This window comes from Bradyrhizobium sp. AZCC 2176 (assembly GCF_036924645.1).
Taxonomy (GTDB): domain Bacteria; phylum Pseudomonadota; class Alphaproteobacteria; order Rhizobiales; family Xanthobacteraceae; genus Bradyrhizobium.
Genome location: NZ_JAZHRX010000001.1, coordinates 3,245,541 through 3,258,847 on the forward strand (window position 1 = coordinate 3,245,541; position 13,307 = coordinate 3,258,847).

Here is a 13,307-nt window from a genome sequence, read left to right on the forward strand (position 1 = left end):
CACCATGCAGTTGAAGGACCAGGCCGCCATCGTCACGGGCGGCGCGTCGGGATTGGGCGCAGCGACCGCGCGCCGGCTCGCGGCACAGGGCGCCAAGGTCGCGATCTGCGATCTCAACGCCAACCTTGCTGAAGCCGTCGCGGCCGAGATCGGCGGCGTCGCCGTGATCTGCGACGTGTCCGACGCTGCCTCGGCGGAGGCCGCGATCGCCAAGGCCGCGGCGGCCCATGGGCCGGCGCGCGTGCTGGTCAACTGCGCCGGCATCGGCGTCGCCAAGCGGGTGATCGGCAAGGACGGGCCGATGGCGCTCGGCGATTTCGACAAGGTGATCAAGGTCAATTTGATCGGCTCGTTCAACATGCTGCGACTGGCGACGGCCCCGATGTCGAAACTGGAGCCGCTTGCGACCGGCGAACGTGGCGTGGTGATTTCAACCGCCTCGGTCGCGGCCTATGACGGCCAGATCGGCCAGTCCGCCTATTCGGCTTCCAAGGGCGGCATCGTCGCCATGACGCTGCCGATCGCACGCGAATTGGCGCAGTTTGGCATTCGCGTGCTGACGATCGCGCCGGGCCTGTTCCTGACGCCGCTGCTCGCCAATTTGCCGCAGGAAGCGCAGGACTCGCTTGCCGCTTCGATCCCGTTCCCGCGCCGGCTCGGTCAGGCCGATGAGTTTGCCTCGCTCGCACTGCACATGATCGACAACCCTTATCTGAACGGCGAAGTGGTGCGGCTCGATGCCGCGCTTCGCATGGCGCCGCGCTAGAGCATGATCCGGAAAAGTGCGAAGCGGTTTTCCAAGAAGGTCGTGCTCCAACAAGGAATGAGATCATGATGCGCTTCTACTGAAGCGCACCGTGATCGAGGGATATCCGATGTTTATCAACCGGCGCGACGTACAGATCCAGTGGGGCGACTGCGACCCCGCCAACATCGTTTACTACCCGCGCTATTTCGCGATGTTCGACGATTCGACGTCGATCATGTTCGAAGCGGCCGGTTATTCGAAGCAGGACCTCATCCACAAATATGGCCTGGTCGGCATCCCCATGGTGGACACGCGGGCAAAATTCCACATTCCTTCGACCCATGGCGACTGGATCAGAATCGAAAGCCGGATCGAGAGCTTCAAGCGATCTTCCTTCGAGGTGATCCACAACGTATTCAAGGGCGAGGCACTGGCGATTGAGGCGTTCGAGACCCGTGTGCTGGTCGGCAAGCATCCGGACGATCCGGCAAGGCTGAAATCGGCGCCGATGCCGACGGAGATCATCGAGCGATTCATGCGGGGCTGACTCGGCCTCATCGGGGCTGACTCAGTCCCCCGCATGACCTAAAGAAGGGGCTGAATAGCCCACGAGATTTTGCTTAAAGCGATAAATAGATAATCCAGGGAGGAATGAATGAAGAAGGCTTTTCTGTCCGCTGCTTCCGTCGCGGTGGCGCTTGCTCTGACGGGCCTGCCGGCGACGGCGCAAACCAACGAGATCACGGTCGGCATTTCCATCACCACCACCGGCCCTGCAGCGGCGCTCGGCATTCCCGAGCGCAACTCGCTCGATTTTGTGCCGAAGGAAATCGGCGGCGTGCCGATCAAGATCATCACGCTCGACGACGGCGGCGATCCGACCACGGCGACGACCAACACGCGGCGCTTCGTCACCGAGTCCAAGGCCGACATCATCATGGGCTCCTCGACGACGCCTTCGACGGTCGCGGTCGCGACGGTGGCGAATGAGGCGGGCATTCCGCATATCGGTCTCGCACCGTTCCCGATCAACGAAGCGCGCATCAAGTGGTCGGTCGCCATGCCGCAGCCGATCCCGATCATGGGCAAGGTGCTCTACGAGCACATGAAGGCGCACGGCATCAAGTCGGTGGGCTATATCGGCTACTCTGATTCCTACGGCGATCTCTGGTTCAACGACTTCAAGGCCCAGGCGATCCCGATGGGAATGACGCTTGCAACCGAAGAACGTTTTGCGCGCCCAGACACCTCGGTCGCAGGCCAGGTGCTGAAGCTCCTCGCCGCCAATCCCGATGCGATCCTGGTCGGCGCCTCCGGCACCGCCGCGGCGCTGCCGCAGACCACGCTGCGCGAGCGCGGCTACAAGGGCCTGATCTACCAGACCCACGGTGCCGCCAGCATGGACTTCATACGTATCGCCGGTGCGGCGGCCGAAGGCGTGATCATGGCGTCGGGTCCGGTGATGTCGCCGGAGACGCAACCCGACACCGCGCTGACCAAGAAGCCGGGGCTGGCGCTCAACACCGCCTATGAAGCCAAGTATGGCGCCAACAGCCGCAGCCAGTTCGCCGGCCATTCCTACGACGCCTTCGAAGTGTTGAAGCGCGTGGTGCCGGTGGCGCTGAAGACGGCCAAGCCCGGAACGCCGGAATTCCGCGAAGCGATCCGTCTGGCGCTGATGTCCGAAAAGGAAATCGCGGCCAGCCAGGGCGTCTACAACTTCACCGAAAAAGACCGCTACGGCCTCGACGACCGCTCGCGCATCATCCTGACCGTGAAAGACGGAAAGTACGTCCCGGCGAAGTGAGAATCTCAGCCTATAAATAGTCTGTAGGGTGGGCAAAGCGTAGCGTGCCCACCCTAGAGCGGCAAACATGAAAGATGGTGGGCACGGCGCAAGTGCGCCTTTGCCCGCCCTACTTTTTGCGGAATCAGCTTCAGCTTCTATCCACCCGTGGACGCGATCAGCAATGACGGCGTCGGCGTCAAACGGGCCTCCTCGACGCTCCTGCGCATCACCCGTGCCTGTTCGGCGACATGGTCGATCAGCCAACGCTCGAACGCTTCGGGCGACATCGCAGGCGCGCAGAGATATCCCTGCACGACGTCGCAGCCGAGTTCGGCCAATAGCTTGCGTTGTCCCTCGGTTTCGACGCCCTCGGCGACGACGGCCATTTTCAAGCTCTGGCCGACACGGACGACGGCGGTCGCAATCGCGAGCGCGCTGGCGTCGCGCTCGATGTTGCGCATGAAGCTGCGATCGATCTTCAATTCGCGGATCGGCAAATGCGCCAGCCGGCTCAGACTCGAATAGCCAGTCCCGAAATCGTCCAGCGACAGGCCGACACCGAGCTTTCGTATCGCATTCATGGTGTCGATCGCGGCCGAACGCTCGTTCACAAGCACGCCTTCGGTGATCTCGAGCATCAATGTCTGGGGCGGAAGGCCGTTTGCCGCGATGGTCTCCGCCACCATTGCGGCAAGCTTCGCATTCTGGAAGTTGAGCGGCGACAGGTTGACCGCCACGCAGGGGACGTCGAGCCCGGCACGGCGCCACGCCGCCATTTGCCGGCATGCCTCGCGGATCGACCATAGACCGATCTGCTCGATCAGGCCGACTTCCTCGGCCAACGGGATGAATTTCGAAGGCGGGACATCGCCGAGCTCGGGATCGCGCCAGCGCGACAGCGCTTCGACGCCGTAGAGGGCACCGTCGACGGTTCGGGTTTGCGGTTGATAGACCAGCTTCAACCCGTCATTTGCGATGGCCCGGCGGAGCGCCGCGCTGAAGACGAGCCGCTGCTCGGCGAGCCGGTTCATGTCGGCGCTGAAAAAGCGGTGGGTGGAGCGGCCCGCCTGCTTGGCTTTGTACATCGCCGCATCGGCCTGCTGTATCAGCGTATCGATATCGGTGGCGTTGTCGGGATAGATGCTGATGCCCATGCTGGCGGAAATCGGCACCTGCCTGTTGTCGATCCATAGCGGCGATGTCAGCGCTTCGGTGATGTTGGAGGCGACCAGCGAGGCGCGCGCCGGATCGCAATTCGGCAGCGCGATGACGAATTCGTCGCCGCTCAGGCGTCCGAGCAGGTCGGACGGCTGGATGCGGGCGCGCAGCCGTTTTGTGAACTCGACCAGCAGCGCATCGCCCGCCGAATGTCCGAGGGTGTCGTTGACGTCCTTGAAGTGATCGAGGTCGAGGAACACCAACGCGAGCTGCTTCTCCGCCGGGCAGTCTTCGATGGCCTGGTTGATCAGCTCACGCAACTGCGCGCGGTTCGGCAGCCCGGTCAGCATGTCGTGGTAGGCGAGCCGGGCGATCTGGGTCCGCGCCTCCTTGCGCTCGATCGCCAGCGCACCGAGGTGAACGCAGGCGTCGACGATCCGCTGATGCCAGCGGCTCGGTGCGCGGCATTCCCTGAAATAGAAGGCGAAGGTTCCGATCACGCGGCCGTCCTTGGCCTTGATCGGCGTCGACCAGCAGGCCTTCAGGCCGACCTCGAGCGGCCGCTGCTTGTACGGCTGCCAGCGCGGATCGGTATCGAGATCTTCGGCCAATACGGCCTTGCCGTAATACGCCGCCGACCCGCACGAGCCGACGTCGGGACCGATGGCGATGCCCTCGAGCGCGCTGGAATAGTCGTCAGGCAGGCTGGGTCCGCCGAGCGGGTGCACCAGCCCGTCGGAATCGACATGCAGCACCAAAGCGACGACATCGGTGCAATGGCTTCGACGCGCCGGCAAAGCTGGTCGGAAATCTCGGTGATCGGAAGTTCGTCGGCGAGGGCCGCCATGATCAGTTGCTGCAGCGACCTTAGCTGCTTGCTCTCGCTGATATCGCTCAGCAGCGCGAACACATATTTGATGCGCCCGCGACCGTTGCGGAACGCCTTGACCGTGGCCGAGAGCCAGATCTCGTCGCCGTCGTAGACGAGGACTTCCTCCCCGTCGCCGCGTCCATCGCAGATCCGGCGGCGCAGCCTGAGCGCGGTCGGTAAATCGCCCGGCGAGCAACTGGTTGGCCTGCCGTCCCTGCGCTTCCTCAGCCGCGTATCCGAACATGCCGGAGAACGCCGCGTTGGTATAGACGACACGCAGGTTGCGATCGGTGACGACGACGGCGCGGGTGGTCTTGTCGGCCACCAGGTTCAAGAGCGCGATCTGCTCGCGCCGTTCGACCTCGGCGGTTATGTCGCGAACAAAGACCATGTAGCTGCTTCGACCGCCGATCTCGACGCAGCAAGGCCGATACGGACGCCCGAAGCCGGCTGCCATCGGCGCGCCGGATGGTGATTTCGGAGCTCGGCTGGAGGTCGGTGAGCCCGAGACAGCTCGCATCGAGACCAAGAATGTCCTCGCGGGCGACGCCCCAGATCGATTCCGCCGCAGCGTTGAAATGGCTTACACGTAGCTCGCCGTCGATGATGACGACCGCCTCGCTCGCCCGCTCAAGCGCCGCCAGCAGGAATTCTGTCGTGTCGACCGCAGGGCAATCGGAGGCATGCATCGTCTGACCTTGTAACCCGGCAGCCATCGTCGACGCCCGGCGTCGGACGGAAAGTGACTGCAGTACCGCAAGGTTAGGAGCCCGCGTGTGTTCGGGAAGTTGTGCACCTCACGCGGAACCGGCGGAACTCATATCATGCTTAAGATTTCGTTGAGAATGAACCGAAGCGGATATCTCGTAAAACAGCAATTTAAGTCCACCGCTGCAGCCATCAAGATTCGGTCGACTTACGCCGCCGGTGAATGACCGGTTCGCCTTTCAGCGGAGCACAAGAACTTTTCTCCGCTTCTTCCCGGGTCGATTCGGAGCTTGTCCACACCTGCTGGACACCGTTGAAGAACAGATAGCGGCAGTGCTTCTTGTAGAATGGCACCGGATAATCGGCACTTAGTCGTGCAGCTATTATCTCAGATCCCACCAAGATGCCGCGATTGAGAAAGTAGACAGCCGACAAGAGCACTGCCAAACCCAACAAAGCCCAACGCGTTGGCGATAATCGCATCCGCTAGTCCTCCATACATTTAAGAATGAAGGCTGTGCGGTCTCTGGGCAAAACACCCTCGTGAACAGCCTGCTGCCGGCATTTGAGCTGTTCCACGTGCGCGGCGAGTGTCCTGGTACGCTCGTCCTCAACAACTGAATCGGCTACCCTTATCATCCTCACCTTGATCGGCGATCCATCCGACACGAACTGGAATTCGTATTTCCGTCCATTTCCGTCGGCGGCATTACAGGAGATGCTGGATACCTGCTGTGCAGCAAAATTCCCGATCTGCTTGCACGTTCCAGTCGACAACTCGACGGACGGCGTCGGCAAACCGTCGACCTTTGGCCTGTCCTTTGATTTCAACAGCATTCGGTCGATCGATAGCTCGTATAGGTTTTCCTGCTCTCTCTTACTTTTCTCACCTGAAAACGTAACGATGTGACTATCGTCGTCCGGATCGTTCAAAGGGATGGTGAAACCGGATCGGCCCCCAGGACTGTGGGAAAAGGCCACGGTGGTACATGAAAAGGCGCGCTCCGCAATTTTCAGCGTGCTGCACTTGCCGCTCATTGACGCGAACATGTCGATCTCAGGACGGTGCCGACCGGTCTCGTCAGCAAAAACTGCGACTGAGCTAACCGAAAAGGACATGAACGCGACGGCGGCAACCCGCCAACAGATGCGCATGAAAATATCCCCAAGCCATAATCCAGTTTAATCTGCGTTTTTTAATATGAAAGCGCAATGGACTCGCCCGGCCGGCTTGACGGGTCACGCAACGCATCCAACCTAAGTCCGGAAGGCGCATCAGGGTAGACGTCCACCAACCACTCTGAACCTACCACCAACCACTCTGAACTTATGGGGCCGTCCCCCTAAATGCCGCTCGCGCCCTCGTGCTGGAAGCCGAGATAGCTCGCCGCGACGCGTTGGTTGCTGGCGATATCCTTGGCCGATCCGCTCAGGATGAATTCGCCGAGTTCCATGACATAGGCGCGGTCGGCGATCTGCAGGGCGGCTTGCGCGTTCTGCTCGACCAGCAGCACCGACACGCCGGCGGCGCGCAGTTCGCCAATGGTGCGGAAGATGTCGGCGACGATGATCGGGGCCAGCCCGAGGCTCGGTTCGTCGAGCATCAACAGTTTTGGCGCGCCCATCAGGGCGCGGCCCATCGCCAGCATCTGCTGCTCGCCGCCCGAGAGCGTGCCGGCCAGTTGCTTGCGCCGTTCCTTCAGCCGCGGAAACAGCGCGTAGACCCGCTCGAACGATTTTGCTGCCGTTGTCTTCGGAATCCGGAAGGCGCCGAGCTCCAGATTGTCCTCGACATTCATGGTGCCGAACAATTCGCGGTGCTCGGGCACCAGGCACAGGCCCGCCGCGACGCGGTCCTCGATGTCGAGCGCGGCCATGTCCAAGCCTGCAAAGGCGGTGGCGCCCCTGAGTGGCAGCACGCCCATGATGGCGTTCAGCAGCGTGGTCTTGCCGGCGCCGTTGGCGCCGATGATGGTGACGATCTCGTTGTCGGCGACGTCCACCGAAACCGAGCGCACGGCTTCGACCTTGCCGTAGGAGACATGCGCGTCGGAGACCGATAACAGCGCACTCATGCAGTAGCTCCGAGATAGGCCTTGATCACATCGGGATTGGTCTTGATCGCAGCCGGGGTGCCCTCGGCGATCTTGGTGCCGAAATCGAGCACCACGACGCGGTCGGCAAGATCCATGACGAATCCCATGTCGTGCTCGACCAGCAGCACCGACATGCCGCCGTCGCGCAATTGACGGAGGAGGGCCGCGAGCCGCTGCTTTTCCATGTGGCGCAGGCCGGCGGCCGGCTCGTCGAGCAGCAGCAGCAGCGGGTCGACGCACAGCGCGCGTGCAATCTCGACGATGCGCTGCTGGCCCAGCGACAGGCTTCCCGCCAGCTGGTCGATCTGGTCGCCGAGGCCGACGCGTTCGATCTGGCGCGCGGCTTCCGCCAGCAGTTTCGCCTCGTCGGCGCGGTCGAGCCGGAACATGCTTGATATCGCGCCGGAAGACCCGCGCAGATGCGCGCCGATCGCGACGTTCTCCAGCACGGTCATGTCGGGCACCAGCTTGACGTGCTGGAAGGTGCGGGCGACGCCGAGTTTTACCACTTCCTGCGGAGGAGCATTGTCGACCTTGTTGCCGAGCACCGAGATGGTGCCACCGGTCGTGGTCAGGACGCCCGTGATCAGGTTGAAGGTCGTGCTCTTGCCGGCGCCGTTGGGCCCAATCAGGGCGACGATCTCGCGGGCCTGCACGTCGAACGAGACGTCGTTGACGGCGATCACGCCGCCGAACTGCTTGCGCGCTTTCTCGATCTGCAGCAGCGCGGCGGCAGAAGCCGGCGCGCGCTCGCGCTTGGCGAGGGGAAGCGACGCATCGGGCGCCTTGCGGCCGGGCTTGAGCGGTAACCTTGCCATCAGCCATGGCCAGACACCGGTCGGCGCCAACTGCAGCAGCACGACGAGCAGGATGCCGAACACGATTGTTTCGAGCTGGCTCTGGCCGCCGAACACCAGCGGCAGATAGCTCTGCAGGATTTCTTTGAGGATCACGACGATGCCGGCGCCGAGCACCGCGCCCCAGACATGGCCGGCGCCGCCGACCACCGCGATGAACAGATATTCGATGCCGGCCTGCGCGCCGAACGGCGTCGGATTGGCGGCGCGCTGGAAATGCGCATAGAGCCAGCCGGACAGGCCCGCGAGAACCGCCGCATAGATGAACACCAGAAGCTTGGCGCGCGGCGTCTGCACGCCGAATGCTTCGCCGGCGATATGCCCGCGCCGTAGCGCACGGATCGCGCGGCCGGTGCGGGAATCCAGCAGGTTCATGGTCAGCAATGCCGAGATCAGTACTCCGATCCAGATCGCGAAATAGATCGTGCCGGGATCGAGCATCCGGAAGCTGCCGATCGAGAGCGGCGGGATGCCGGAGATGCCATCGTTGCGGCCGAGGAATTCCAGCTTGCTGAACAGATAGAATAGACCGATGCCCCAGGCGATAGTGCCAAGCGGCAGATAGTGGCCGGACAGCCGCACCGTGACGATGCCGAGCAGGACGGCGGCAACGCCGCTGACCAGCAGCGAGAGCGGCAGCGTCAGCCACGGCGAAAAACCGTAGGCAGTCGTCAGAACCGCCGTGGTATAGGCGCCGAAGCCGCAGAAAGCGGCCTGGCCGAACGAGGTGAGGCCCGCCGACGCCGGTCAAAAGTACCAGTCCCATCGCCACCAGCGCGGCGAGGCCGATATTGTTGAGCAGCACGATCCAGAATGGCGGGACACCCGGAATGAACGGGATCGCCGCCATGATAGCTGCGAAGACGATGAGAGGGGTTCGCTGATTCATCTCCGTCAGTCCTTCTCTTCCTCGACCGCGGGCGCTGCGAGTGAGCGCAGCACCAGCACGGGAAGGATCAGCGTAAAGACGATGACCTCCTTGTAATTGCTGGCGTAGAACGAGGAGAACGCCTCGACGCTGCCGACGATCAACGCCGCCACTGCGGTCAGCGGATAGCTGACGAGCCCGCCGATGATCGCGGCGATAAAGCCTTTCAGGCCGATCAGGAATCCGGTGTCGTAATAGAGCGTGGTGATCGGCACGATCAGGATGCCTGAAATCGCGCCGATCAGGGAGGCCAGCAGGAAGGCGATCTGTCCCGACAGCGTGGTGCGGATGCCGACGAGGCGAGCCCCGAGCCGGTTGACCGCTGTGGCGCGCAGCGCCTTGCCCATCAGCGTGAAGCCGAAGAACAGCCACAGTGCGATGATGAAGGCGATCGTCAGCCCGTAGACCGCGAGGCTCTGGCCGGTGAAGCGCAACGGGCCGATCGTGAGCGCGGTATTCGACAGCGCCGGCCCGCGCAGGCCTTCGGCGCCAAAGAACACCAGGCCCAAGCCCTGCAAGGCGAGATGGCAGCCGACGGACGCGATCAGCAGCACCAGCACCGAGGTATGGGCGATCGGCTGAAACGCGATGCGGTAGAGGAACAGCCCGATCGCCGAGACGATCAAAAGCGACAGCGCGATGTTGACCGCGATCGGCGTCTTGGGCCCGGCAAGGCCATAGGTCAGGGCCAGGATGACGGCGGGCAGCACGATGTTGAACGCAAAGGCGCGCAACAGCCGCTTGACCCGCAGCGATCGCCGTGCGTCGAACAGGTCGAGGCCGAAGGCGACCACGCCCATCGCGGCTGCAAGCTTTGCGGTGCCCGGCACCTGGCCGGTTGCCAGCATGGCGTAGCTTAGCGCGCCGAACGTGACGAATTCGCCCTGCGGAATCAGGATCACGCGCGTGACGGCAAACACCAGCACCAGCGCCAGCCCGAGCAGCGCATAGATCGCGCCATTGGTGATGCCGTCCTGCAGCAGGAACAGCATGATCGTCGTATTCAAGACTGGCGCTCCCCCTAAAAGCGTCGCCGGTCCTGACCTCGCGCGGTCCGCCGGCCGTCCGATATCTCGGCAGTTGAAAGGCGCCGATATTTGATATATTCAATAACAATTATCAAATATAACATCAAGGCCCCGGCCGCCGGCCAGGTCCTTTTTCGGGTGCGAGCCTCACGCCATGACAGTTTCCAAGGCAGCGACCGATCCCGTCAAGCCGTCGCGCGGCAATGGCAAGGAAATTGCGGGCGGCGCTGCGGATGGCGCCGCTGAAAATGCCGGGCTGCAACTGGGCGAATTGGCCGAACTGCTCGGCTATTCGCTCAAGCGCGCCCAGCTCAAGGTGTTCGAGGACTTCCTGCGCTGTGTCGCGCCGCTGCAACTGACGCCGGCGCAATTCTCGGTGCTGCTGCTGCTCGACCGCAACCCCGGGCGCAACCAGACCGAAATCGCCAACACGCTCGGCATCCTCCGGCCGAATTTCGTGTCGATGCTGGATGCGCTGGAGAGCCGCGGCCTTTGCGCGCGGATGCGCTCGACCAACGACCGCCGCTCCCACATCCTGGTTCTGACTGACAAGGGGAAAGCGGTGCTGGCGCGTGCCAAGAAGCTCGTTGCCAGCAAGCACGAAGCGCGTCTCAACGAATTGCTGGGTCCCGTCAACCGCGTCGCCCTGCTCGAAATGCTCTCGAAGATCGCCGCGGAGTTTTGATTGATGTCCGTCATTCCGGGATGGTCCGAAGGACCAGACCCGGAATCTCGAGATTCTCCGATGCGCAATTGCGCATCGTAGTTCGATGCTTCGCATCGCCCCGGAATGACCGTGCAGCCCGATCACGCCGCGACGATGCGGCCTTGAAGGTCGCGCGGGCCGCGGCCCGACAGGAATTGCCGCTTGATCTCGGCGGCGGGGAGCGGCCGAGAGAACAGAAAGCCCTGCATCTCGGTGCATCCTTCGGAGGCGATGCTGTGGAGCTGCTCCGCGGTTTCCACGCCCTCGGCGGTAGCCGTCATGCCCATCCCATTGGCGAGCGCGGCAACCGCCCGCACGATGTTGAGCGAGCTCGCATCCTCGGTGATGTTCTTGACGAACGAACGGTCGATCTTGATCTTGTCGAACGGAAAGCTCTGTAAATAAGTCAGCGATGAATATCCAGTGCCGAAATCGTCCATCGCGATCCGGATTCCGAGCGCCCGTAACTGATGCAGCACCGCGAGCGTCGCCTCCTTGCTGTGGAGCAGCACGCTCTCGGTGATTTCGATCTCCAGCCGGGTCGGCGCCAGACCGGAGGCCGCGAGCGCGCCGACGATCACCTGCATCAGGCCGGGGCTGCGAAACTGGATCGCCGAAATATTGACGGCGACGTGAAGGTTGTCGGGCCATTGCGCCGCGGTGGCGCAGGCCTGCCGGACGACCCACTCGCCCATCGGGACGATAAAGCCGATCTCCTCGGCCAGCGGGATGAAGGTGGCGGGCGAGATCAACCCCTTGGCCGGATGGTTCCAGCGTATCAAAGCTTCAAAGCCGCTGATTTCCTTGCTCGCCAGGTTGACGACCGGCTGGTAGTGCAGCTCGAACTCACCGGCCGGCAGCGCCTTGCGCAGGTCCTGCTCCATGACGCGGCGGGTCTGCATCTGCAGGTCCATCGCGGGCTCGAAGAAACGGAACGTGCCGCGGCCGTCGCTCTTGGCGCGGTAGAGCGCCAAGTCGGCGTTGCGTAACAATTTGTCGGGATTCGATCCGTCGCCGGGACCGACCGAAATACCGATGCTGACGCCGATCACGGCCTGTTGGCCGTCGATGTCATAGGGCTCGCTCAGCGCATCGATGACGCCCTGCGCCAGCGAAGTGGCCTCGGCGGGATCTGCGATCGTGGCCTGCACGATCACGAATTCATCGCCTCCCATCCGCGCGATCGTGTCGGCCTCGCCAACGAGGGAGCGCAGCCGTTCGGCGACGATCCTGAGCAGCTTGTCGCCGCAGGGATGGCCGAACGTATCGTTGACGGCCTTGAACTGATCGAGGTCGAGATGATGGACGGCCACCATTTCCTCGTGCTGAACCCGGCCGAGCGCGTGTTCAAGCCGGTCGTTCAGCAGCACCCGGTTGGCCAAATCGGTCAGCGCATCGTGGTGCGCCATGTATTCGATCTTGACCTCGGACTGGCGCTGCTCGGTGATGTCCTCATGCGTCGCCACCCAGCCGCCGCCGGGCATCGGCCGGTGACGGATCTTGAAGGTGCGCCCGTTCATCAATTCGACGATGCTGTCTTTTGCTTCGTTGGAAACCGCCACGTTGGTGCGCCAACGCAGATATTCATCTCGCGTCATGGCGGGAAAGCTGCCCGCTTCGAACCTGAGGTCGACGATCTCGACCAGCGACATGCCGGGGCTGACGCGCTCGGGCGCAATATCGTACATCTCGACGAAGCGGTCGTTGCAGACGATCAGCCGGTGGTCGGAATCGAAGAAGCATAGCCCCTGCGACATATTGTTGATCGCGGTGTCGAACTGGAAGTTCCTGACGCGCAGCGTCTCTTCCTGCTCCCTGCCGAGTTCGTATTGTTTCTTCAGCCGGGCGTTGAGCTCTTCGCGCTCGGTGATGTCCTCATGGGTCGCCATTCCGCCGCCGCCGGGCATCGGGTAGACGGTGTAGGCGATGATCCGGCCGTCGGTGAATTCCTGCACCGTGGTGTCGAGCGCGATGTCGCGGCCGATGCGCTCACGGATGTAATCATCGGGCGCAACCGGCAGCTTCAGGCCGAGCTTAAGCCGATGCTGGATCAGTTCACGGGTCGGGATCCCCGGCTTCACCTGTTCAGGCGAAAGCCCGTACATCTCCCTGTAACGGGCGTTGCAGAAAACGATTTCGCGGTTTTCGTCGAAGACGACGATCCCGAGCGACAAATGGTTGATCGCCTCTTCGAGGCGCGCACTCAAATGCGCTGACCGCGGAACGGTTATGTGGCCGTGATCCGTCATATAGCGTTTCCCCAGCCGCTATCGGCGGCCCTCCCCCTCCAGGAGAGCGGCCATTAGAGGCGCAAGCTGGTGAATCGCGTCTTCGAGATGGGCCGGCTGCGGGCCGGTTCTTCGCAACCTTGCTCAACAAAGCGTTAACGCCGTCACGGCACGTACGGGATGCCGGCGG

9 protein-coding genes and 2 pseudogenes are annotated in these 13,307 nt (G+C 62.8%); 4 read left to right on the forward strand and 7 right to left on the reverse strand.

Translation table 11 applies throughout. The features are described 5' to 3' along the window. Positions 1-4 precede the first annotated feature (4 nt). The 3 genes from V1288_RS15045 to V1288_RS15055 all read left to right on the forward strand — a co-directional run bounded on the left by V1288_RS15045 (position 5) and on the right by V1288_RS15055 (position 2,555). On the forward strand, positions 5-766 hold the full coding sequence (locus V1288_RS15045) for an SDR family NAD(P)-dependent oxidoreductase (protein ID WP_334357784.1): 762 nt from the start codon (positions 5-7) through the stop codon (positions 764-766). A 109-nt stretch (positions 767-875) separates the two neighbouring features. After that, a complete protein-coding gene (locus tag V1288_RS15050) occupies positions 876-1,295 on the forward strand; it encodes an acyl-CoA thioesterase (RefSeq protein WP_334357785.1) in 420 nt (139 codons plus the stop codon). 108 nt (positions 1,296-1,403) lie between these two features. Then, entirely contained in the window at positions 1,404-2,555 is a 1,152-nt protein-coding gene (locus V1288_RS15055; RefSeq protein WP_334357786.1) for an ABC transporter substrate-binding protein, read from the forward strand. 137 nt (positions 2,556-2,692) lie between these two features. Here the strand turns inward: V1288_RS15055 and V1288_RS15060 are convergent, their stop codons facing one another. The 6 genes and pseudogenes from V1288_RS15060 to V1288_RS15080 form a co-directional block, all read right to left on the reverse strand. Continuing rightward, the gene (locus V1288_RS15060) at positions 2,693-4,957 is read right to left on the reverse strand and encodes an EAL domain-containing protein (RefSeq protein ID WP_442893953.1); all 2,265 of its coding nucleotides are present in this window, start codon (positions 4,955-4,957) and stop codon (positions 2,693-2,695) included. Between the two features lie 148 nt (positions 4,958-5,105). After that, positions 5,106-5,282, reverse strand: a pseudogene (locus tag V1288_RS34070) (hypothetical protein); the annotation flags it as partial. 478 nt (positions 5,283-5,760) lie between these two features. Further along, positions 5,761-6,429 carry a hypothetical protein gene (locus V1288_RS15065; RefSeq protein WP_334357787.1) on the reverse strand — a complete coding sequence of 223 codons (669 nt, stop codon included), beginning with the start codon at positions 6,427-6,429 and terminating at the stop codon, positions 5,761-5,763. 188 nt (positions 6,430-6,617) lie between these two features. Next, on the reverse strand, positions 6,618-7,349 hold the full coding sequence (locus tag V1288_RS15070) for an ABC transporter ATP-binding protein (RefSeq protein WP_334357788.1): 732 nt from the start codon (positions 7,347-7,349) through the stop codon (positions 6,618-6,620). After that, positions 7,346-9,116: pseudogene (locus tag V1288_RS15075) on the reverse strand (branched-chain amino acid ABC transporter ATP-binding protein/permease). The gene V1288_RS15070 and the pseudogene V1288_RS15075 overlap by 4 nt, the downstream one beginning before the upstream one ends. Positions 9,117-9,121: 5 nt before the next feature. Further along, complete coding sequence (locus V1288_RS15080; protein WP_334357789.1) at positions 9,122-10,162, reverse strand: branched-chain amino acid ABC transporter permease; 1,041 nt, start codon at positions 10,160-10,162, stop codon at positions 9,122-9,124. A gap of 175 nt (positions 10,163-10,337) precedes the next feature. Here V1288_RS15080 and V1288_RS15085 point away from each other — a divergent pair, with 175 nt between their 5' ends. Beyond that, positions 10,338-10,868, forward strand: coding sequence for a MarR family winged helix-turn-helix transcriptional regulator (locus V1288_RS15085; RefSeq protein WP_334357790.1), 531 nt, complete (start codon positions 10,338-10,340; stop codon positions 10,866-10,868). A gap of 122 nt (positions 10,869-10,990) precedes the next feature. On the opposite strand, the gene V1288_RS15090 is transcribed toward V1288_RS15085, so the two are convergent. Further along, a complete protein-coding gene (locus V1288_RS15090; protein WP_334357791.1) occupies positions 10,991-13,138 on the reverse strand; it encodes a sensor domain-containing protein in 2,148 nt (715 codons plus the stop codon). Positions 13,139-13,307: the final 169 nt, after the last annotated feature.

What these genes read in the sequence shown, in the direction of transcription:
- V1288_RS15045 (WP_334357784.1), top strand. Translation starts at nt 5, where the DNA reads ATGCAGTTGAAGGACCAGGCCGCCATCGTCACGGGCGGCGCGTCGGGA.
- V1288_RS15050 (WP_334357785.1), top strand. Translation starts at nt 876, where the DNA reads ATGTTTATCAACCGGCGCGACGTACAGATCCAGTGGGGCGACTGCGAC.
- V1288_RS15055 (WP_334357786.1), top strand. Translation starts at nt 1,404, where the DNA reads ATGAAGAAGGCTTTTCTGTCCGCTGCTTCCGTCGCGGTGGCGCTTGCT.
- V1288_RS15060 (WP_442893953.1), bottom strand. Translation starts at nt 4,957, where the DNA reads ATGGTCTTTGTTCGCGACATAACCGCCGAGGTCGAACGGCGCGAGCAG.
- V1288_RS15065 (WP_334357787.1), bottom strand. Translation starts at nt 6,429, where the DNA reads ATGCGCATCTGTTGGCGGGTTGCCGCCGTCGCGTTCATGTCCTTTTCG.
- V1288_RS15070 (WP_334357788.1), bottom strand. Translation starts at nt 7,349, where the DNA reads ATGAGTGCGCTGTTATCGGTCTCCGACGCGCATGTCTCCTACGGCAAG.
- V1288_RS15085 (WP_334357790.1), top strand. Translation starts at nt 10,338, where the DNA reads ATGACAGTTTCCAAGGCAGCGACCGATCCCGTCAAGCCGTCGCGCGGC.
- V1288_RS15090 (WP_334357791.1), bottom strand. Translation starts at nt 13,138, where the DNA reads ATGACGGATCACGGCCACATAACCGTTCCGCGGTCAGCGCATTTGAGT.